Genomic DNA, 19,840 nt, shown 5'->3' with positions numbered 1-19,840 from the left:
TTTAGTGTTAATCAGGTTAAATTAATGGAATATGGCCTTTCTTTTTTCAATAAAAGCGCTGATTGCTTCTTTAGATTCGCGACTTTTTAATCTTTCTAGTAGAACCCTATTTTCTAAATCAACTAGCTTGCATATATCTTCTTGTTTATGATTCAACATTAATCTAGTCTGAATCATAGATTCTGGCGCCATAGCCACCAGTTGTTTGGCTTTATATAAGGCGGTTGATAGTGGGGAGTCGCAAATGTCATTTGCAAATCCAAATTTAACCGCTTCTTTTGCAGTCATTGCTTCATTAGCTAACAGCATTGAGCGCGCCTTTCTTACTCCTATAATACTTTCTAGTTTTACTGATGAACCAAATTCCGGACATAAACCAAGTGTCACAAATGGTGTCATGAAGAATGCCGATTTTGAAATGTAATTAAAATCAACATATTGAAGCAATGTTGTACCAATGCCAATAGCTGGTCCACATACCGCAGTTATGATTGGTTTAGGGAATCGAATAATGGATTTCATAAATTCACCACAATGCTCATCAGGAGCGCCATCGGCCATTATCATGAAATCGTTAATATCATTACCACTCGTAAAAATATGTTCAGACCCAGTAACAACTAATACACGAGTATCTTTATCACATGCCCATTCATTTATTTTTCCAGCCATGTATTTATACATTGATTGATTGATCGCATTTTTGGCTTCAGGGCGATTAATGGTCATAGTGGTTATAAACGACTCTGTAGAATAAGAAATAAAAGGTGACATCATTCCTCCTTGTTAGTATGCAAAGTTTTAGATTCGAATATAGATTAAAACACGTGATGGTTATTATGTACTTGATGGCGTTCGACAATTCTGCACAACGTCCTGTACTGTCAAGCTTTTGACCTAAAATGCCCAATGTTTAGTTTGTTGTGTTCGATTTCCCCACGGCTTTTATGTGATGGACGCACCTCCCTTCTAGCATTGTTGTACCACACTAAAGGTACAGCAATTAAAAGCAGAAGTAACAACCATGTCCATTAAAGTTGCCGGCATCGACCTAGCCAAGAATTTCTTTCAAGTATGCGTATTGAATATTAACGGAACTATCTCGTCAAACCCTAAAGTTCATCGAGACAGGTTGCCCCATACAATCCGTCAACTTACAGATAATACCCCACCGGCTATGGAGTCATGTGCGTCATCACATTATTGGGGACGAGTCTTTTTAGGGCTTGCTTTTAAGATCTCACTCATAACAGCACAAAATGTTAAGCTATTCGTCGGTCGACAAAAGAAGGATGCTAATGATGCAAGAGCCATTTGTGAAGCTCATTCGAGACCTGATATTCATGTTGCGTAATTAAATTTAGAGATAGAGCTATACCGTTGCGTGTGTTTCTTAATCAATACAACAAGTTTCAGGTATACCTAGCCCAGTAAGTTTGTTCAATTGGCAGTTACACAGAATCTGTTACAGCCTCATAAAAGTGGCTTTACCCGGAAAGCCGCGATGAACCTTTTAATTTTCGCTTTACTTATATTGCTTCTTACAAGTTTTATGTTAGTCAAGATGTTCGGTTACATGCGTGAAGATGATGGCCACTTAAGTGCAGATGAGATCAAAAAAATACATATCATCCAAAATGAAGTTACTGCAACAGGCTCCTCTAAAGACGTAACGTCACAACCAATAATTAATGAACACCCATATCTAAACTAAACAAGCTACACTCTTTCAGTGTGGCTTGTTCGTATTTAACACGGCGGTTCCCAATTTGACAATTAAAACACCTCCCTTGCCATATCCGCCGATCTCCCCATCTGTTCAAAGTCCCAGACCTTATGTGCTCGCCTTACTTCCACAAACTTGCTCGCTCGATGCATATCGACCTGTTGCCATAAATGACGGTTAGCTACTGGCTTCTATCAATGCGATAAGCTCTAACTCTGCGCTATCGGCAATCTCACCAACTAATAGATTATTTTCGTCAACTAACTGCCCATCGTAGTTATAAACACTGAGACCAACCCCACCCTGTAGGTTTGATGCGTTTCCTTTTGATGTCGCGATACCGATATAGATTGCACAGTTTTCTTCGTTCATAGTATTGCTCCTTTATTCGAGTTTTGGCCTACCATTTAGGTAATGCCTTAATTGGTGCAGTGGCGTTAATTTAGTCTTATTGGTTTGGTCTTTGAGCCAAGCGCATTTCCATCCAGTTATTCACCTCTTCCTCTACCCAAGCAACCGCCCTATCTCCCAAGCTTACCGATACAGGAAAATCACCCTCGTCCATTTTTCTGTATATCGCCGAGCGACTTAATGCGGTTTTCTCAATCACTTCTTTTAGCTTTAAAAATCTCATGGGACGTTCTCCTATGCCTGTGGTCCTCATGGGATAAGGAGTTCGTGTTAAAAAAAATGAGGCTGGTTCGGCTTACTCGGATTCAAACCTTTTTGAGGTATATGTCATTAAAGTGAATGACCTAAAGCCTGATTAAAGGAGAACCAAAATGAGAACACTTTCACCACCACTACTCTCACAGCAAGAGCATCACGTTCTAGAAAAGGCAGCAGAGATATTAGAAGATCGTTATGTACGAGGAGATGTATTTACCAATCCACAAGCTACCCGAGACTATTTGCGATTTAAGATAGGTGGCAGTGAACGCGAAGTGTTCGCCGTCATGTTGCTAGATAACCAACACCGATTAATTGAGTTTGAGGAGTTGTTTCAAGGGACGATCGATGCGGCAAACGTCTATCCAAGGGAGGTAGTAAAGACTGCTCTGAAGGCGAATGCAGCGGCGGTTATCTTTGCTCATAACCATCCATCAGGCGATCCTGAGCCGTCCCAAGCAGACAGGCGTATCACGACGAGATTGCAAGATGCTTTGGCGCTCATTGATGTTCGAGTTCTGGATCATATTGTTGTCGGGGAACAATGCACATCATTTGCCGAAAGGGGCTGGTTATGATTAAGAAACACTATGGTGACATCACCCTCAATAGCAAACTCCACCAGCAGTTAGAGCAAACTATCGCTCGCTACTCGATTTCTAAAGACACGACACGCATTGCACTCAACTGTCGAAACACAAGCTACTACAAAACAAAGGAAGGGGTCGCCCCTGTAGAAATTCAGTTAAAGCGGAAGAATTCACGCTCTGATTGGAGCTTGGTTTTTGTGGCCAATTTCACTTATCAAGACCAAGCCACCGACTCACTCGATGTGTATCTCTATTTCCACCTACTTAATCACTGGTGCTATCAACCAGATGCGGGAGCAGCGAGCCTGAGCCACCCTGTCACAACAAAAGTGTTCCAAGCCTGGATGTGCGCTTTCCATGAGCATTTAACTCAGCATGTCTTCGATGACATACAACTCACTCAAGTCCGCTAAGGCTAACCAATCACCCCACTCTTTCACCTAAATTCAAGGAGGCATCATTATGTCTACTCTGCTCTTTCACCCATCCAGTTTACCTGTGTCAGACAAACTTCACGCACTGTTAAACAACCATTTTCAACAACAATTAACTCAGAATGAGTCAATAGCCCAAAGTACTTACCTGACGTTCAACTTTCGAGATAGTTCATACAGCTCAGACACTGGTGGATTTCACCCTGTTGAAATCGCGATGACACAGATCTCCAATGATTTATGGAATGTCGAATACATCACCGATTTTGCTTACGCTGGGAATGTGTATCCAGAATTGGCGCGATGTCTAGACTTTGATTTTCGCGACCAAGCTTTCTTTACAGAGTTCGGAGGATGGAGCCCAATCAAGGGTAACTATTCCGCAGTAGAGATGTTCGAGCTTTGGCAGGATAACTTCTTAAACTACATCGATATGGAAGCGTATGACTCTATATCTATCACTTCGTAATGAGAGAACAACCCGTCCGGATCTATGTCACGATACAAAGGCACCGGACCACTACTGCCATCCAAAAGTCGTGCTTCGGAGAGAGCTAACCCTATATGTAGCAAGGCCTGAGTGACTTTTAGTCATTGACTCCCATCCCACGACTTATCACGACATTACCGATAAGTGATAACAATCATGCCCAATATCTCCCCATTAAAAGAGCAGCTCACAAAAGCGCTCATCAGAGTCGCTCTCGCGAGTTGTCATTACCTTAATGAACAGTATCAGCACTTTAAAAAGGAGGTAGAGCAAAGCTCAGATCACGAACTGTTTGAATTCGTTCAACGCCTTTCTTCCGCCCATCTAAAACGGCTCTTAGCCACTATTGAGTTGATGAACAGAGGTTATCTACTGAGTGAAATTATAGAAGCAGCAAAAGATAAATAATGGCCTTTCCCGAGGTCATTTAAATTCAAATATACAGCCCATTTCACATAATCATTATCCGCCATTTGAGTGAGACGTTATTTGTCTCACCCATCCTTATCCTAATGCCATCGGTGATGGTTCATAGACACCCAACTAAGGATTCACAATGACCACAAGTAATGTACTGCATCATACCAACGATGAAGAGCTCATCGCTTTAATCCAACGAAATGAGTCGTTCACCTTAACTCGGGTAAAAAACTTCTCTCAAACGGTGAAAAAGATTGAGCGATTTATAGAGGCTCAAAATCTATCTTGTCGAATATACACAGCAGGTCGCTCTACAACGATGGCTGCCACCTTGGCTTCCGGCCCTGCTGTCATTTTTGGATTAGCTTCAGCTGCCGCAATATCGGCGCATAACTTAGCAACGAGAAAACCAGATTATGAAATAGCTAAGTACCCTTTAGCTAAGAAGCTCGTCATTAACTACAAAAAGTAATTGCACCAGGCTGTGTGGCCACCAGCCGATCCCTAATCAAGTTGATTCTTTAGCTCATCACTTTTAAGTGATGAGGCGATAGATCACGTTTAAATTTTGGTGGTCCCATGCCTTCTAAACCAAACCGACAACGCATCGAGCATATAGAGTTAGTATTTGAAATTTACTCCCACATACCGACTCAACGAAAAGTTACAGTTAGTGAAATTCATGAACGATTAGCGAGTACTGGGATTAAGCGTTCGAAACGTACCGTACAACGCTGCTTGAATATTCTGACGGATTACCTAGATATTGAAAAAGACGATAGAACCCTGCCCTATAGCTATCATCGAAGACCCCAGCCCGGTGTATTCATGGGCCCTAAAGAATCTGTACTTCTTGAGTTTGCTTTTGAGAGTTTAAAAGCAGCACTTCCTGAAAGTTATCTACCAAGTATGCACGGCGCATTTGCACCCTTTTTGCTAATGGACCACAACCAAGGTCCACGTATTGATATTCGATACACGTTAATAAATCAGAAAGAAAATTATGACGAAGCTCTTTTTGACAAGCTTTGTCTAGCCATCTATTACCAGCGTGAAATTCGCCTCCATCTCAACAGCGAACAAACTCTCCAGTATGTCTGTCCACTTGGGCTTGTGTTAGAGAGTGAAGCCCTTCAATTGATCTACCAATTCGAAAGCCATGTTTGCGCCATCCCTCTCAATCAAATTCAAGACATCTACATCAGCACATTCGGGTTTACCTACCCAAAGGGGTTTTCACTATCTGAAGTCATTACACCTAAACGAGAACCAACACTTAAAGACAAATGTTCAAACAACCACACAAGGAATGATCATGAAAAATACTAAGTTACTCAGGACAACTCTCATCAGCTCTATTGCTTTAGCTCTGACAGCTTGTGGAGGGGGCTCCAATAGCAATACCCCACCCAGAGACACAACGCACTCAATATCAAGCATGAGTGTTGTTAATGATGGTTTTCAAACCTTTAAGCCTCGCGCTCACGATTTGACTGGCTATCGTGCATATTCTAGAGCAGCTATGTTCAATACGCCTTTAGATGACGGACAAAGTGCATACGTTTATGAGAACCCTGAAAGCGGTGAAGTAAGCTCGATTAGTTTTAAAGGCGATAATACTGAGAGTGTTGCGACTCCAACTATCGATATGATCGTCGACCTAAATACTACCTATTCCGCAATCAACATGAGTAATGTCATCGTCACCGTGGATGACGTGGTGTACGAAGGCAGTTACACCCTCATACAGGACAAAAATACCGGTGATCTTTATCCATTAGTCGAGAGCGGCGTTCCTATCTATAAGAAGGTCGAAGCTGAACATGAGGCTTGGGTCACCAACACACGCTTTTCCCACAACGGAGATAGCACGCGTATTTACTTAAGACACAGTGATGAACTCAGCCTTCATAAAGCCGAACTTGTTGATGGGACGTTTACCATTTCTAAAGTCTTTGATGATTACTTCAGAAATAACGTCATTCTATCAACTGGTGATATTGTCACTGTTCCTTGGAGTGGCGATAGCTTAACGTGGCTAGAGCCAGACGGTACGGAGCACAACTTTAGTTACGATACGTCACTGTTGTCTGTTCCATTTCTATACGCAGATAAACTCTATGTAATTCGAGATTCCGATGATGCACTTATAGAGCTTACATTGAATGGAACTACCTTAGACCAAACCGATGCTCTATGGACCACCAATGGGTACAGACCGTCCTCCATGAGTGTGGTCCGTAGTGATTATAAAATGCATTCAGATTGCTCTGTGTATCAGTTCGATGACACAACCAAAACCATTACACAACTCGAACCCTCTAAAGCGCATAGTGGCCACGTAGCCAATGCAGGCCAAACCTCACTGTACTGCATGTACTCAAGTGCAGATGATAATAATGCACTGCCTAGCTTCATGCGTTTTGATATCAGTAAGGCTGAATTTAGCCAACCCGCTACAACGACAATCGGTGCCTCTAGTGGTACTAAACTCGATGCCAATGAACGAATGGCCGTCGTCAGCGATAATGAACTGATGTTCTATCAATATCCAAGTGGGACCTTTACCGAGTACTACATCAACTTTGACGCTGGTACTACAACGGAAAAAGAAGTGAGTTCAATAACGGCTATTAAGATGCAAACCGTCACTCAAATTTAATTGTTTAGAAGGATTAAATGAGGGCGATGGTTTGCCCTCTTTTTTTTAAGTTCGAGAGGACCCAAAACTTCGTGATCTATTCCCATATTGCTTGGTCTCAACCTTAGCCAAATAGCTGACCCGTTTAAACAGGTTCCCCACCTGTTGGTCGAATTTATCTGACTTTTGCTCTAACCAATAGGTAGGGTTGTCTGGGAAGTGGACTAAGGTATCACCTTCATTGGCTTTGATATCCAACGCTCGACACCACGCCTTCTTTATCATGTCTGATAAATTGCCTTTTTGATCAAACCTTCCAAGAGAATGGTAGACGTCTTTGTTCAATAACAAGACAAGGTGGTAATGGTGACTCAATGACGTGCTTCTTTCTTTACACCAAGCATATCGAACCTTACAACTACGAGCAGTTTGACCTCTCCTTTTTTTTCGACTGAGATCAGCTTGAACCTGAGCATCCAGCGAAGCGATAAAGTTCTTTATGGCACTAGAGTCATCAAACAATAAAGACTTCGCTAAACGTAAGTCTACTCTAATGGCTGTCGAACGAGGGTATTGTGTAACGGCTTTATCAATCGTGTCATACAGCTTATCAAGGTAGCTAAGAACTAAACCACCTTTTGGTTCTAAGATTGGCAACCCATTGAATGTATCATTGGTCGTGGTTTTAAGTTTTTTCATCATTATACCTTTGGGGTGAATGTCTCTGGTATAGGATGATTGGGAGTTGTTATTTAATAAGGTGAGTATCTTTATTGAATTGTGTTTGGTAAGGGTAAGTTGATGAATGGTATATGCGTAATTATTACCATACCGCAATAACGAGGTAAGAAAATATCCCGTTCGAACCATTCCATTCTAGGTTTTAACGTAAATAGATGATGCCAACGTGACAACTCAATCAATTTTGAGTAATAAACTCTAGATTCAAGCAATTGAGGCCACTCTGAAATTAAGTACCAAGCGACCACACCCTCACCTCTCTAGAATTCCTACTAAAGTAATGGATGAGACTCAATTATCAGCTCATATTTTACAGTATTTGGGAATACTATTTCTCTTCTTAACGATTGGTAATCGGTACTTTCGTCAGACTTTACTAATGCATCAAGCTCTGCGAAGCATTGGACCTTTGTCTTAGTTATATGCTTCAAATGTACAAAAAAGAATTTAGAATCAAAGTAAAAGCCACATGACAACCCAAAAGAAGGAAGATAGATACCAAGCTTGTCAGAATTATATGGCTCCAAGTCATACAAAATTACGTTGATGTTTCTAAGTCCATTTGTAACCAAGCATTTTTCAATGAGTATCGTTTGTAATGAAGACGCTAAATTCAAAGACAGATATAAAATCACTCTCCCTAAAAATACTCTTTCAGGTTCTAGCTGATCTGACTTCTTTGCTTCCCCGACTTTTTCGTTTCGGTACTTATCGGAAAACATAGCCCCACTATCAATGTTCTTTTGAAAGCGCTCATCATCCCAAATTGTCTTTGACACCAATTCCAATGAAGTATTATCAACGGGCTCATGATTAAGAGTCTGAACTTGATTCCAATAATTCTCCAAAATGAAAACAACCACACGTTCAACTTGCCCCATGATCGGTAAATGAAACTGTAAAAGGCCATTAAATGCTTCTGGGTCCAATTGAGCTACAGGGAAATCAAGAATACGTTTCTCTTTCTTTTTAGATAGTTTTAGCGCACCGAACAAAAAAGCCACTTTAAAAGGAAACTCAAAATCAAAATCGATTTTCAGTAACTCTAGTTCACTTTCGAACTTAAACCTTAAGAACTTTTCAGGTATCTCATAAGTAAGAGACTCAACGTTATTTATTAACGTCGTGTCTTTGCACGAGGGGTTGGGTGTACGACCAAAAGGTAGATGATACAACTCGATAAAGTATCTATTGCTCATTTTACCAAAGTAAGAACGAAAAGAGCCTCCTCTTCCAATTGCCTTTAAAAAGCCAACTTTAGACAAAGCCTCTAACTGTGACTTTAAACGACTCTCAGAAATCCCCCCCATCAATTCCCTCATTCTTTTATTTGTCAGGTTTCGAACGAAACCGACTTCATTAGAATGCAGTACAAAAATGATCATCAAGAGCAAATTGGAGTTTCTCAGCTTAAAACCTCCTTCTGAATCTTTAAATTTTTCGATTTTTAATCGTGTTTCTAAGGAAAGCAGCTGATTTACTAATTTTATCCTAAAGCATATTGTTTCGAACGAAAACCTTTCAAGATAATCCAGATTGAATATGAACTGCCTTTCACTTTTAATGGTCTTGCCAACTCTGCCCCTACCTTTTTCTTTAAATAGCTCAATGACCGTTTGTGCTGTTTTATGTGAAACACCAAAGTCATTTTTTAAACGAGATGCCGATATATCCACTAATAAATTTGAGGTTCGTATTGAATCTAAATGCAGAGCAAGAGATACAAAACGACACTCTGGTGAAAGTTCAAAATCTTGGTTCAACAACTCATTAACTAAATCCATAATTCACTACAAACACCCTGTTTAAAATTCAACACCCGATAAAACAACTTACAATAAAACCACTTTAAAATACGGTTTTAAGTTGTTACAGTCAAATATCATAGGCACATTTGGACATGAAAATCATGAGTAAAAAAACTATCGAAGAAAGAATGAAATGGCTTGTCCCAGAAGATAGGCATGTAGCTGATTGGTTCAGAACTTATGCAGATAGTCGAGAATGGATTCGTGAATATGTATATCAAGAAGAGCAATACGTTGGCCTAATCGATAGTAGTAATACGGCTTTTTGTGAAAAGTTTTTACAAAACTGGGCCAGTAAAGGAAGTATTACCAGTGAAGATAAACATAGGATAAACCTCCTTAGAAGTGCTTGGGCTAGCCACCAAAATTCGAAAAGCAAAGTAACCTTATCATTAAGCTCTGAAGCCCAAAAATCGTTAAGCTTTTTATCTAAAACTTATGGTATTGCTAAAACAGAAGTAGTGAAGGAACTATTAATCAACGCCCATGAACTGTTCAAAATACAAAAATCTTTGAAAAAAACATTAAAAAGTAAACCCAATAAAAATGAGTTCAATAAGAACTTTGACTTTCTGAGTGAGGTACTAAATTACAACTCTCTTAAAGAGGAGGTTAAGAGCCTAAAAGAAGAAAATAGACTGTTAATACTGGAGTTAAAAAAGTCAGTGCCGGGAGACACGGAGACGTTGTAAACCAGTCAGGGAGCTGTTAATCGAGGTCACTGCCAACAGCGCCAAAGAAAATAGAGTGTGCTTAGATTTACGATTTAAAAATGGATTGCTCACTCTTTTACAGTGCCGTTCATTAGCCTGAGCTTTTTCCTCAAAACTCTAACAATTAACTTTACGGTGAATATTCCAGTTCACCGTGCTTTTTAACGTGATTGATTCGTTAAGATGGGACAGTTTATAGGGATTTTAAAAAGTAGATGAATCGCGTATGTAGGACAAGACCCTACCAATGGCGGGCTGTGTAGTGGTCTAATGATCCCGGACACCAAATTAGGTGGTAAAGTCTCCACCATAAATGAGGTGCTCAATGACAAAACGACAATGACGTGCATTTTCTACTGAATTCAAAATAGATGCAGCAAGCTTGGTTCTTGTCCAATCGTACTCCATGCCTGAATCAGCTTTCACAATCCCATCCAAAAAGCTTACTGAACGCGAATAAGCCTCATTCTTCTTGTGCTTTTCTATATCTATCAAGCTAAATTGTACCCCCCCTAAAATGGCGTTAACAACAGATTCGTAACGACCCGTATCTTCAATAGTCTTATGCGCCATTGCTAATTCTTGTTCAAGCATAAAAAAACCATCAACATTGTTAATGGGGATTATCTGCTGATGGCAGGATCGTTCAAGTTTTCTTAAATGATCGGCATTAATTCCATTGGCAGTTTTTTGAAAATTAATTTATTAAACGCTCTATAGCTTCAACCACTTCATCGAAGTTAATTGTGCCTGTTGGCGCAATAAAGACCAAAGAAGAAGTTCTAGTCTTCCCTTCTGGCCATTCGTCGCCGACAGTTACTGTCGCACGCTGACCTGTACATTGGAACACACACTGTCGATCCGGGCGTTCGACTAGGTTCAAGATGCCTTTCATACGATAAATATCCATAGATAAACGCTCTAACAATGGATAGATTTTTTCGATAGAAATTGGAGCATCAGTTTGATAGCTATAAGTTTCAAAGTGATGCTTTTTCTCAGCCTGATGGCTTTTATGATCACAGCCTTCACCACATTTATGATCATAAGTATGCTCTTGCGTTTCAACCATAGCGGTTTCGACATCAAAGATAATCGGCAAGTCAACGTTTGAATATTGTACGTCGACCAATTTTGACAATGGTGATTGTTCACGACACCAGGCATGTACTTTAGCCAAATGCTCAGCAGAAACTAAATCGGTTTTATTAACCAATACAATATCAGCAAACTGCGCTTGCTGTTTTGCTAAGTCACCCATGACCCCATTCAATGAAAGCACATTTTCAGCGTCAATGGTGGTAACGATCGCATTCAATGGAGCAGCTTCTTTAAAGTCTTCTTCGCTGAATTTAGAAGCGACATCATAAGGTTCTGAAATACCCGAGGTTTCAATAACAATATGATCCGGCCTTTCATCACCCTGCTGAGCTAATATGCGCATCACGGCTACAACCAAACCTTCAGCAAGACTACAACAAATACATCCATTTTCTAATGTAAGTAAAGTGTTGTCTTCTGACTTAACCAAGTCAGCATCCACATTAATAGAACCAAAGTCATTGACAATTACTGCCATTTTGGATCTGCCAGAATTGGTTAAAATATGGTTGAGTAGCGTCGTTTTACCTGCACCAAGAAATCCTGCAAGAACGGTGACCGGAATGGCTTTTGTATTCATCTTTACCTCTAAATTATCGCAACGAAAATTACTAAAACAAAATTGCAAACAAACAGTAGGAAACATAAATTGGGTAAAAAACTTGCCCTATTTATTAACAACGAATGTTTAGCTACGACGTACAGGTAGACCTGGTAGAGAAGTACCAATACGCTCACCATTTTCTATGATAGTTTGACCATTTACTAAGACAAACTGGTGACCACTTGCCGTTTGGTTCGGTTTAGTGAAGGTACCGTTATCTTTAATAGTGTTATAATCGAAACAAGTAATATCAGCATCACAGCCTACTTGTATACGACCCTTTTTGTTCATCGCTGGTACTCCATCACCCATAATTTCAGCTGGAATTAGCGATGTTTTCGCTAGACCATCGACTAATGAAATTGCTTCACGTTGAACAATCCATTTGTGAACAAAACGAGAGAAACAGCCGCTTGACCGTGGGTGAGCAAACGCATCTTCTGGTAGAGGCCAAATATCGCCTTCTAGGATACCGGTACTGTTAATCCAAGGCATACCGTCTGAAGCGATTGCACCTTCTGGATACAGTACCGCTAAATCAAGTAATTTTTGATCCACTTCAGAAGTGTCTTCACTTAGGAAGTGGAAGTTAATGACTGAACCAGGTGCTGTTTCTTGAATATCAAGAATACTTTGTTTGGTCATTGGTTTACCTTCAAGCTCCACTGTTCCGTAGTCAGTGTTACCAAAACGCGCTAACCAATCGTCACCACGCATAAACTCAGCACCGATAGCCGTTGAGAAAGCACCATAAGAATATGATTCTACTGTGATTGGTAAGCCTTTAGCTTGTGCTTCTTTCAGAAGATCAGTACCAGCTTGTAAGTCACGGTTTGAGACACTGTTGATATGGCATACGTGCATGTGAGCACCGGTGATAGCTGCTAGGCCAATTTGCTCACCTAATGCTTCAAATGAACTTTGTGGTTCAAGTACACTCATGTAGCGGTCGTGAGTAAATGTAGGCACTTCGTACTGTTTAGCCAACTTAGCCAGCTTATAATACTCTTTACGCCCCATACCTGGCGCATAACCAGCATTAATAGAAATACCAAGCGCACCTTCTTTAACACCTTGGTCGACTAGATCGATGATTTCAGCAAGCTCTTCTTCGTTTGGCAAAGAGTTCTGCCAGCCATTGTATGAAAATGCAGTTTGAAACCAAGAAATTTTACCATTAGCTGGTGGCAGTTCTTTTTGCATAACCATTGCACGAGCGTACGCCCAAGATGAACCAAAACCGTAGTTGATGGGGCGACCTTCAGCCGCAGTATCACGGTAAGCCATATCGATAGGCAGGATACCTGATTCTAGCTCTAGTCCTGTAGTCACACCATCGAATGCTTGCATCCAAGCAGCAGGAAGTTGCTGACCATGTGCATGCAAATCGATGAAACCAGGTGCGACAATAAGACCTGTAGCATCGATTCGTTTAGTACCCATTAATTCTCTATCAGAAATAGCCGCAATACGACCACCTTTAATACCAACATTACGTACTGCATCCAAACGCGTCTCAGGATCGATTACACGACCGTTAACGATAACCACATCGAATGGACCTTTTTCGTTAGGCATAAGTTTTACTTTCTTATCAATTGTAGAGCTAGACTCGCCTGCTATTGAGATGAAAGGTGCAACTGCAGCGCCCGCAGCCAGGGTTGCTATCATATTACGACGACCGTGGTCTACTGTATTTTCATTTTCTACTGCATCAACCGCAGTTACATTTTTCTCAGTCATTACGTATTCCTTATCATGGTTGAAAGCCCATCAATATTGTTAATTTTTCGGGAAAGTTTTTACTGTGTCATCCCTAACTTGAACAATAATTTCTTGAAATAGAGTGACAAAATCTGTCAGTTCAGGGCGTTTTATGATCATGGTTTTTGTATTATCTGTTGGGTTAATGATGTTTACCTGAGTAGTGCGAGAACAATGATGCTCAACGCTCGAACAGTAAGGTGTAAACATGGTTTAACTCAGTTTGGCTCAACCCTCTTTCAATATTGGTTGGGCTCATGGAGTGGTTAATTAGCCGAGAAAATGTAATAGGTGCCGATAGCACAAGAATGAAAACGACTAAAATGGCAACATGGGTATTGAGCATCGCTGAATGTGCCTTGTTGTGAATAAAGAGAGTAGCTTGATATAAAATCTACTCTCTTTAGGCTATTAATTAGAAGAACCACTTCATGCCGATTTCGACACGCAGCTCAGGGTCATTGTTTATTTCAGTGCCGTCAGGCAAAACGACATCGGCTGAGCCGTATTCAAAACGCGTCATTAACCATTGAGTACGGTCAGAACGAGTTGGTGCACTGACAAAGAAATTCAGCTTGCTCGATTCCATCGATACCACATCACCTTCAGATTTGAAGTACTCAGGTGAAAACTGAATGAAGCTGCCCGAGTCTCCAATCTCTTTGGTTAGGTACATATTTAGCATGTAGCCATCTGCGCTTTGACCAAATACTTTACCCGTTGTGTAAGCGATGTTAGGGAAAACTTTAGCACCAAAAGTGTATGCTGGATTAATAAGACCAATCACACCTGCTGAGAACAAAGTAGTATCTTTTAAACCAGAATCTTTAGCCGTACCCGCTTCGCCGTTTTGGTGGATCAAATCTGTTGAGAAACCAATGCGAGGAAGCAAAGAGTTCTCTAGCGCATGGACTTGAAAGTACTGCGCGCGACCTTTCTGGTAGTCGGTTCCAAGCTTATGTTTGCCATCAACTTTCGCATCATCGTTGCCAAATGTACCTTCAGCAAAGCCTGCAAATTGAATCTCGTCAGACCATGCGCCAGTCATCATCCCTGACATTCGAACGTCCGCATTGGAATCTAGGAAGACGGCGGCTTGAGTATAAACGCGGGTTAAGTCAGAAGGGTTAATTACTTCACTCTCTTGCGCTTGTTCCGAAGCAATGGCAGTGCCGGAAAGTGCTAGGAGTAACGTAGTGGTAAGCGTTGCTTTATTCATGGTTTCACCTTATGTTTATTCCCCCAAAATCAATCCGTTTAGAGGAAGGTGCGTCCTTGCCATTTCTTGATTTGAACAGGATATGACGACATGCATGAGGTAATAGGTACTCACCTCTTACGCGTTGTGTTATCCAGTTTGTAGGGTTATTAAACCAAGTGAGCTCACCTTTCGCTTTGCATTTTAGGTCAATTGATTAACTGGCTAGGACAATAGGGGATTTGTTGATACGGGTCATCTTTTCTATGGGAGATCAGTTTGTGATGTTTGCGGAGATAATAAGCCTGGCTGAGTAGGCCGGCATTTGATTCAAGCTAAGTACGGATGAGCATGTTGATTAAAGCAATCTAGCGCAAAGCGAATTTCGTCTCTATTATTGCTGGTTAAGCCAAAAAACAGACAAACTCCTCGCATTATTTAAGGTTAGCGGTTGGAGAAGACCTTGTTCAACGAAGGGTTTTGCCAACGAACAGGATAATGCTATCCAACCACATAGGGTCCACAGAGCACTTGCAAGATAGAGTGAGCTTATTTTCTCGATCGTGTTTGAGACGCGAAAGCAGCCTAAGTCACCTTCTTTCGTTTGGGGCAGTTCAAACTGGGTTTCGAGCCTCAGTTGCTCAATCGGCACGATATCTTGCTTGGCGAGAGGAGACTTTGGGCTGCTATAGGCACCACGGGCTAGATTACCAATATAGTGCGTATCAATTTGAGCCTGAGTTCTAGGTGAGTCTTCTGTGACCATGATCGCTATATGGCATTCGCTCTTTTCAAGGCAATCATAAGCGTGCTCTCTTGACGCACAGATGGCATCAATGGTCAGTTGAGGGAACTGCTGCTTAATCTCTAAGATGGCAGAACTCATCCAGTCACTTGGGATCTGTTCGTCATGCATTACGATTAGCTTTTCTAGTGGCTCATCAAGCAAGGAGAAAGCCGTTAACTCAAAACCTTTGGCTTGTTTGCTTAAATTGGTTGCCCGAGAGATGAGCTGGTGCGCCGCATCGGTGGGTTTTGCCTTTCGTCCTTCAATTTGAAACAGCATCACCCCGACAATATCTTCTAAGGTCACGACTTGCTCCCATTGTACTGCGCTCCTTATGCGCAGCACGCGCCGCTGCGCTGTATGAGCCGTGTTGATAAACCAGAGTAAACGCGTGAATCTGTTCAATTGAGATCATGGAGCAACCTTCTAGTTATATATGTATAAGACACTGGCTTGCAGAAGGGTGGTGATGAAGGTAAGTCAAAGTCTAAAGCCACTGGGTTAGAGTATCGTAACACAGGTGATAGTGGCTGAAAGCTGCATTAAAATTAGGGGGTTCTTCAGGAACAATCAGGCAGAGGTAATAAGGGTTCCAACAAAGCTAAATATCTGAGTTGTTTGGAACCCTAGAACAATTAGTTTACAGAGTTCACTACTACTTGAGTGATATCGCCATGCAAGCCATCAGTATCAATACTAAAATCCAATGATTTACCAGAATTTTGTATTTGCTTCACGTTGTATGTGAACTGAGAAGCTGTATCACCCCACTGGTATCTCACCATTGTCTCACCTGATTGCAAATGCTCAGTAACAGTGTATTCAGTCGCATAGCCAAGCATTACACCGTTCAATGGACGGTTTGGTGCATCATGAGGTATCTTAAAAGGAACTCCATCTAATTTTACGACACCGTTGCGCACGCTTGTTGGCTCTTTTAAGTGACGAGCAAAATAGCTGGCATGAATAAAACGGTCTTCTGCGTTAATATTTCCTCCCGTCATTAATCGGGTTTGGCTGCTTTGTGAATCTTTGTTCCCCCATCCGCGTTGAGATCTCTCAATGTTGGTTAAATGCACGTCGAAATCTGGTTGGTTGGTCATTACATTGTATTCTGAGCCATGCCAAATTCTTGCTTCTCCATCGCGGAATTCAACAATGGCACTGTCACCACGCACGTCTTGGAAGCTGTAATGAAGCGTAATATCCGTAGGTACTCCAGGCACTGATTCAGACACTGCAGGAGAGGCTTGCACAAATTTAACAACATCAGATACGTTAGCAAACTGAGATAAGATATGTGTAAGGTAGGTAGCGACGCCAATATCATCAAACGAGCTTGCCTTTGCCGCATCCATATTGTCGTCAAACAATGTATTTCCACTGAGGCCTTCATTGTTTACACCATTGGTAATCATGCCATAAGTAGTTATTCCCGTAACATCATACTTTGAAGTCTGAGAGACATTGAATTCTAAATGCCCACTGTACTCTGTGCCACGGGGAATGTTTCTTAGCGTGGGAGAGGTTGCTTCCAACCAGTCCATGGTTCTAGTAACAAATGTCCCGTGTTCTGCGGTGTCCCAGACAACACGTGTACATGCGGAAGCTGTTGATGTCGTCCCTGCAGCGAGTAAAGCGAAAATTGTTGCATTCAATACTTTTGATTTCATTTTATTTACCTTAATTGTTTCTCGTTACAGAGATATCCTAAGTTAGGAATGGTGGTACATTAAAATGCATTATGGACGTTATATTCGTTCATAAACTCAAAGAGTCTTCGTAGTGTGTTTTTGCGATGGACTTAACTAAGTCCGCGACAGGGCTGTCCTCTAAATCCACAGAATAAAACATTGATAGTCCCAACTTAGCACTGTTGCTTAGCTCTGCAACTTCAATTTCATAGAGTTCCCCGCGCTGAGCATATGGTTCGGCAAGCTCTCTATGGGTTACTACCCAGCCCGCATACTTCACCATTTCAAATAACATGTCATTGTTACTAACAACATGTATTTGGGAGGAGACGGTAAAAAGATCTGGAGAAAAATTAATCAGGTCCGCGGATGCATACTGTTTTTCGAGCGAGAGGTCACCAAAGCTCAAATTCTCGATATGTCTCAGTTTGCTCTTTCGCCCGACATAAACACCTAACTTTCCATATCCGATATGCGAATAACTTATGGCTTTGGGTGGTAGGTGGCTGGCATTTAAATGAGGCATAAATGCAATGCTATTCATATTGCCTTGCAATGCTAGGAATGCATCGTTCCGATCTGTGTGGGACCATTTAGTTTTTAGTTGAGGGTATGTCTGAGAAAGCTCTTGCTCGATTTTTAGGGCTAAAACGTTAGACAAGCCGGAGTCATGGTATATCGTTAATTTAAGCGGCCCGCCTCCTTCTACGTATCTGAAAGCACTATGAAGTTTATCTGAACTATTTACAAGATGCCTAGCATGAGCATATAAATGTATCGCGTTCTTTGTGGGTTTAACTCGCTTCCCTTCGATGAAGAAAAGCTCAACTCCGTAAGTATCCTCCAACGCTTTTACTTGCTCACGAATCGTTGTCCGGTCTTTGCCAACTTTTTTTGCCGCTAGACTGTAGCTCTCTTCCTCGTAGGCAGCACAAAAAGAACTCAGTAACTCATAAGAAAACATACCCCTACTCCAGTAAAATGAACGTTAATATCGTTCATTATGCGTTTTAATAATTGAAAGAGATTAAACAGAGTTATGTTAATTTGAACTATGTCACGCTATTTATTTTCCATATTTTGGCGTTCCCACCAATATTTCGCTAACAATATTTGATAGCATTTCTATTCCGTATGCGTTCTCCTATTTAGTGTGGCTGGTTAAACCACAAAAAGCCTAAACGTTTCCGCTTAGGCTTTGGTCTTATTCCGATAAATTTATGTGCTTATTTTACGCAACCTAACTGCTCTACCACTTTGCGGAAGTAAGCAGGTGCTTTGATCTCACCGTATGGTGGCACATAAGGTGTTGCTCCGAAGTAAACGGCAGCAAAGTCACGCGATGGATCGATGTAGATACCTTGGCCAGAGTTACCGTGTTTGTACATAGCACCGTCTTCAAAAATGAAGTCGAGCTGGTAAGCGCCTTTGATTGGTTTTTCGCCAAATAGACTCACAGCCTGATCTTCTTTACGGCCGCCTACAAATGCGTCTGCGCTGCCTGCTGAGCGAATGCGCTCAAGTAGCTTAGGCGTAACGACTTGCTCGTGTGCCACTTTATCCCAGCTTTTCGTTTTCTAGCGGTTTTACATCTTTTTACACGTCATGCCATGTTCCTACCGTTTCGCAGCGTTCAGTGGTGCCAAGTGCTGAGCTGATGAAGCGCACGAATACGCCTTCTGGATCGAGAATTGACGTGTTGTTCTCTTCGTGGTCTAGGCCAGCAGTATGGTTAACTAAGTCAAGGATAGTCACTTTATCCCATGCTGTGCCTTTAAGCTCAGGGACGTATTTGGTAGTTGAAGCGCTCATGTCTAGCTTGCCTTCTTTTGCCAGCATTGCAGTGATGAGACCCGTTAGAGTTTTTGATGATGACATCCAGATATTAGAACCTGTTGGTTTCATACCTGGGTAGGCTTCGTATACTACTTCACCTTTGTGGAGCATCATGACACCTTGGTGACGGAAGGTTGGATGTACGAAGTAGTCATCCATTTTCAGTTCACCTTCGCTGTCTGTTTTAACAGTGATGTTACCGATTTCGTTGTTGATATTACTTGCCAATATTTTTTGCTTTGCCGCTGGATTAACATTATCAGTGCACATCACAGTGCTGAAGTTGATCATGTAATAAAGTGCATGGTCGCCTCCCATTTGCGCATGGAAGCTGTCGTAGGCGCCCTGAACGAAATCAAGATAAAAAGACTGTTTCGCTGCAGTAACAGGTAAGCAAATCGATGCACCCTGCGCATTTAGGTACATAGCCAGTGGGTGTTCTGCTGGTACATTGGCGTGAACAGAAGTTGACGCAAGTGCGGATGTTAGTGTGGTTAGGCGTTGTTGACTAAATCAGTTGGAACCTTTTCTCAGTCCTGCGATCTGATCCCATGTAGTAGAAGCATGGTGTTGTTATGGGTAAGTCGAAGAAGAAGATAGCGAACTGGAGTGAGTATAATGAAG

22 protein-coding genes and 1 pseudogene are annotated in these 19,840 nt (G+C 41.5%); 9 read left to right on the top strand and 14 right to left on the bottom strand.

Annotated elements, in window-relative coordinates:
- Positions 1-21: 21 nt before the first annotated feature.
- Positions 22-777, bottom strand: a complete 756-nt coding sequence (locus HGG78_RS16160; protein ID WP_172533526.1) for an enoyl-CoA hydratase-related protein — start codon at positions 775-777, stop codon at positions 22-24.
- A 247-nt stretch (positions 778-1,024) separates the two neighbouring features.
- Between HGG78_RS16160 and HGG78_RS19005 the strand changes: the two are divergent.
- Positions 1,025-1,345 (top strand): annotated as a pseudogene (locus HGG78_RS19005) (IS110 family transposase); the annotation flags it as partial.
- 558 nt (positions 1,346-1,903) lie between these two features.
- Here HGG78_RS19005 and HGG78_RS19000 read toward each other — a convergent pair.
- Both HGG78_RS19000 and HGG78_RS16150 read right to left on the bottom strand, forming a co-directional pair.
- The gene (locus tag HGG78_RS19000; protein WP_254068235.1) at positions 1,904-2,098 is read right to left on the bottom strand and encodes a ribonuclease H family protein; all 195 of its coding nucleotides are present in this window, start codon (positions 2,096-2,098) and stop codon (positions 1,904-1,906) included.
- Positions 2,099-2,174: 76 nt separating this feature from the next.
- The gene (locus HGG78_RS16150) at positions 2,175-2,360 is read right to left on the bottom strand and encodes an AlpA family transcriptional regulator (RefSeq protein ID WP_172533525.1); all 186 of its coding nucleotides are present in this window, start codon (positions 2,358-2,360) and stop codon (positions 2,175-2,177) included.
- A gap of 148 nt (positions 2,361-2,508) precedes the next feature.
- Here HGG78_RS16150 and radC point away from each other — a divergent pair, with 148 nt between their 5' ends.
- The 7 genes from radC (at position 2,509) to HGG78_RS16115 (ending at position 6,991) form a co-directional block, all read left to right on the top strand.
- The gene (radC, locus tag HGG78_RS16145) at positions 2,509-2,973 is read left to right on the top strand and encodes a RadC family protein (RefSeq protein ID WP_172533524.1); all 465 of its coding nucleotides are present in this window, start codon (positions 2,509-2,511) and stop codon (positions 2,971-2,973) included.
- The gene (locus HGG78_RS16140) at positions 2,970-3,398 is read left to right on the top strand and encodes a DUF2787 domain-containing protein (protein ID WP_172533523.1); all 429 of its coding nucleotides are present in this window, start codon (positions 2,970-2,972) and stop codon (positions 3,396-3,398) included. The genes radC and HGG78_RS16140 overlap by 4 nt, the downstream gene beginning before the upstream one ends.
- A gap of 49 nt (positions 3,399-3,447) precedes the next feature.
- The gene (locus tag HGG78_RS16135) at positions 3,448-3,888 is read left to right on the top strand and encodes a DUF2787 domain-containing protein (protein WP_172533522.1); all 441 of its coding nucleotides are present in this window, start codon (positions 3,448-3,450) and stop codon (positions 3,886-3,888) included.
- A gap of 177 nt (positions 3,889-4,065) precedes the next feature.
- Positions 4,066-4,317 carry a hypothetical protein gene (locus HGG78_RS16130; RefSeq protein ID WP_172533521.1) on the top strand — a complete coding sequence of 84 codons (252 nt, stop codon included), beginning with the start codon at positions 4,066-4,068 and terminating at the stop codon, positions 4,315-4,317.
- Between the two features lie 148 nt (positions 4,318-4,465).
- On the top strand, positions 4,466-4,801 hold the full coding sequence (locus HGG78_RS16125; protein WP_172533520.1) for a hypothetical protein: 336 nt from the start codon (positions 4,466-4,468) through the stop codon (positions 4,799-4,801).
- A gap of 107 nt (positions 4,802-4,908) precedes the next feature.
- Positions 4,909-5,658 carry a hypothetical protein gene (locus tag HGG78_RS16120; protein ID WP_172533519.1) on the top strand — a complete coding sequence of 250 codons (750 nt, stop codon included), beginning with the start codon at positions 4,909-4,911 and terminating at the stop codon, positions 5,656-5,658.
- Positions 5,645-6,991 (top strand): hypothetical protein, encoded by a 1,347-nt coding sequence (locus tag HGG78_RS16115; RefSeq protein ID WP_172533518.1) that lies wholly within the window; start codon positions 5,645-5,647, stop codon positions 6,989-6,991. Before HGG78_RS16120 ends, HGG78_RS16115 begins: the two co-directional genes overlap by 14 nt.
- Before the next feature lie 45 nt (positions 6,992-7,036).
- On the opposite strand, the gene HGG78_RS16110 is transcribed toward HGG78_RS16115, so the two are convergent.
- Both HGG78_RS16110 and HGG78_RS16105 read right to left on the bottom strand, forming a co-directional pair.
- Entirely contained in the window at positions 7,037-7,672 is a 636-nt protein-coding gene (locus HGG78_RS16110) for an inovirus Gp2 family protein (protein ID WP_422108894.1), read from the bottom strand.
- Positions 7,673-7,983: 311 nt separating this feature from the next.
- The gene (locus tag HGG78_RS16105; RefSeq protein WP_172533517.1) at positions 7,984-9,495 is read right to left on the bottom strand and encodes a hypothetical protein; all 1,512 of its coding nucleotides are present in this window, start codon (positions 9,493-9,495) and stop codon (positions 7,984-7,986) included.
- A 125-nt stretch (positions 9,496-9,620) separates the two neighbouring features.
- Here HGG78_RS16105 and HGG78_RS16100 point away from each other — a divergent pair, with 125 nt between their 5' ends.
- Positions 9,621-10,211, top strand: a complete 591-nt coding sequence (locus HGG78_RS16100) for a hypothetical protein (protein WP_172533516.1) — start codon at positions 9,621-9,623, stop codon at positions 10,209-10,211.
- Positions 10,212-10,520: 309 nt separating this feature from the next.
- Here HGG78_RS16100 and HGG78_RS16095 read toward each other — a convergent pair whose 3' ends face one another.
- The 9 genes from HGG78_RS16095 to HGG78_RS18990 form a co-directional block, all read right to left on the bottom strand.
- Positions 10,521-10,826 (bottom strand): hypothetical protein, encoded by a 306-nt coding sequence (locus HGG78_RS16095; RefSeq protein ID WP_172533515.1) that lies wholly within the window; start codon positions 10,824-10,826, stop codon positions 10,521-10,523.
- Positions 10,827-10,929: 103 nt separating this feature from the next.
- Positions 10,930-11,913, bottom strand: a complete 984-nt coding sequence (locus HGG78_RS16090; protein ID WP_172533514.1) for a CobW family GTP-binding protein — start codon at positions 11,911-11,913, stop codon at positions 10,930-10,932.
- Between the two features lie 108 nt (positions 11,914-12,021).
- Entirely contained in the window at positions 12,022-13,680 is a 1,659-nt protein-coding gene (locus tag HGG78_RS16085) for an amidohydrolase family protein (protein WP_172533513.1), read from the bottom strand.
- A 436-nt stretch (positions 13,681-14,116) separates the two neighbouring features.
- A complete protein-coding gene (locus tag HGG78_RS16080) occupies positions 14,117-14,920 on the bottom strand; it encodes a hypothetical protein (protein ID WP_172533512.1) in 804 nt (267 codons plus the stop codon).
- 373 nt (positions 14,921-15,293) lie between these two features.
- Complete coding sequence (locus HGG78_RS16075) at positions 15,294-15,992, bottom strand: LysR family transcriptional regulator (RefSeq protein WP_254068234.1); 699 nt, start codon at positions 15,990-15,992, stop codon at positions 15,294-15,296.
- Between the two features lie 329 nt (positions 15,993-16,321).
- A complete protein-coding gene (locus tag HGG78_RS16070) occupies positions 16,322-17,359 on the bottom strand; it encodes a linear amide C-N hydrolase (protein WP_172533511.1) in 1,038 nt (345 codons plus the stop codon).
- 88 nt (positions 17,360-17,447) lie between these two features.
- Complete coding sequence (locus HGG78_RS16065; RefSeq protein ID WP_172533510.1) at positions 17,448-18,344, bottom strand: LysR family transcriptional regulator; 897 nt, start codon at positions 18,342-18,344, stop codon at positions 17,448-17,450.
- Between the two features lie 262 nt (positions 18,345-18,606).
- A complete protein-coding gene (locus tag HGG78_RS18995) occupies positions 18,607-18,936 on the bottom strand; it encodes a hypothetical protein (protein ID WP_254068233.1) in 330 nt (109 codons plus the stop codon).
- Between the two features lie 40 nt (positions 18,937-18,976).
- Positions 18,977-19,642 (bottom strand): serine hydrolase domain-containing protein, encoded by a 666-nt coding sequence (locus tag HGG78_RS18990; protein WP_254068232.1) that lies wholly within the window; start codon positions 19,640-19,642, stop codon positions 18,977-18,979.
- Positions 19,643-19,840 lie beyond the last annotated feature (198 nt).

It is taken from the genome of Vibrio aestuarianus (assembly GCF_012395185.1).
Classification (GTDB): Bacteria; Pseudomonadota; Gammaproteobacteria; order Enterobacterales; family Vibrionaceae; genus Vibrio; species Vibrio aestuarianus.
The sequence above is the reverse complement of the archived record's forward strand: the minus strand, read 5'-3'. Positions and strand labels throughout refer to the sequence as shown.

Excerpts from the sequence above, each read along its gene's own strand:
- HGG78_RS16160 (WP_172533526.1), bottom strand. The coding sequence starts at position 777 with ATGATGTCACCTTTTATTTCTTATTCTACAGAGTCGTTTATAACCACT.
- HGG78_RS19000 (WP_254068235.1), bottom strand. The coding sequence starts at position 2,098 with ATGAACGAAGAAAACTGTGCAATCTATATCGGTATCGCGACATCAAAA.
- HGG78_RS16150 (WP_172533525.1), bottom strand. The coding sequence starts at position 2,360 with ATGAGATTTTTAAAGCTAAAAGAAGTGATTGAGAAAACCGCATTAAGT.
- radC (WP_172533524.1), top strand. The coding sequence starts at position 2,509 with ATGAGAACACTTTCACCACCACTACTCTCACAGCAAGAGCATCACGTT.
- HGG78_RS16140 (WP_172533523.1), top strand. The coding sequence starts at position 2,970 with ATGATTAAGAAACACTATGGTGACATCACCCTCAATAGCAAACTCCAC.
- HGG78_RS16135 (WP_172533522.1), top strand. The coding sequence starts at position 3,448 with ATGTCTACTCTGCTCTTTCACCCATCCAGTTTACCTGTGTCAGACAAA.
- HGG78_RS16130 (WP_172533521.1), top strand. The coding sequence starts at position 4,066 with ATGCCCAATATCTCCCCATTAAAAGAGCAGCTCACAAAAGCGCTCATC.
- HGG78_RS16125 (WP_172533520.1), top strand. The coding sequence starts at position 4,466 with ATGACCACAAGTAATGTACTGCATCATACCAACGATGAAGAGCTCATC.
- HGG78_RS16120 (WP_172533519.1), top strand. The coding sequence starts at position 4,909 with ATGCCTTCTAAACCAAACCGACAACGCATCGAGCATATAGAGTTAGTA.
- HGG78_RS16115 (WP_172533518.1), top strand. The coding sequence starts at position 5,645 with ATGAAAAATACTAAGTTACTCAGGACAACTCTCATCAGCTCTATTGCT.
- HGG78_RS16110 (WP_422108894.1), bottom strand. The coding sequence starts at position 7,672 with ATGATGAAAAAACTTAAAACCACGACCAATGATACATTCAATGGGTTG.
- HGG78_RS16105 (WP_172533517.1), bottom strand. The coding sequence starts at position 9,495 with ATGGATTTAGTTAATGAGTTGTTGAACCAAGATTTTGAACTTTCACCA.
- HGG78_RS16100 (WP_172533516.1), top strand. The coding sequence starts at position 9,621 with ATGAGTAAAAAAACTATCGAAGAAAGAATGAAATGGCTTGTCCCAGAA.
- HGG78_RS16095 (WP_172533515.1), bottom strand. The coding sequence starts at position 10,826 with ATGCTTGAACAAGAATTAGCAATGGCGCATAAGACTATTGAAGATACG.
- HGG78_RS16090 (WP_172533514.1), bottom strand. The coding sequence starts at position 11,913 with ATGAATACAAAAGCCATTCCGGTCACCGTTCTTGCAGGATTTCTTGGT.
- HGG78_RS16085 (WP_172533513.1), bottom strand. The coding sequence starts at position 13,680 with ATGACTGAGAAAAATGTAACTGCGGTTGATGCAGTAGAAAATGAAAAT.
- HGG78_RS16080 (WP_172533512.1), bottom strand. The coding sequence starts at position 14,920 with ATGAATAAAGCAACGCTTACCACTACGTTACTCCTAGCACTTTCCGGC.
- HGG78_RS16070 (WP_172533511.1), bottom strand. The coding sequence starts at position 17,359 with ATGAAATCAAAAGTATTGAATGCAACAATTTTCGCTTTACTCGCTGCA.
- HGG78_RS16065 (WP_172533510.1), bottom strand. The coding sequence starts at position 18,344 with ATGTTTTCTTATGAGTTACTGAGTTCTTTTTGTGCTGCCTACGAGGAA.
- HGG78_RS18990 (WP_254068232.1), bottom strand. The coding sequence starts at position 19,642 with ATGTACCTAAATGCGCAGGGTGCATCGATTTGCTTACCTGTTACTGCA.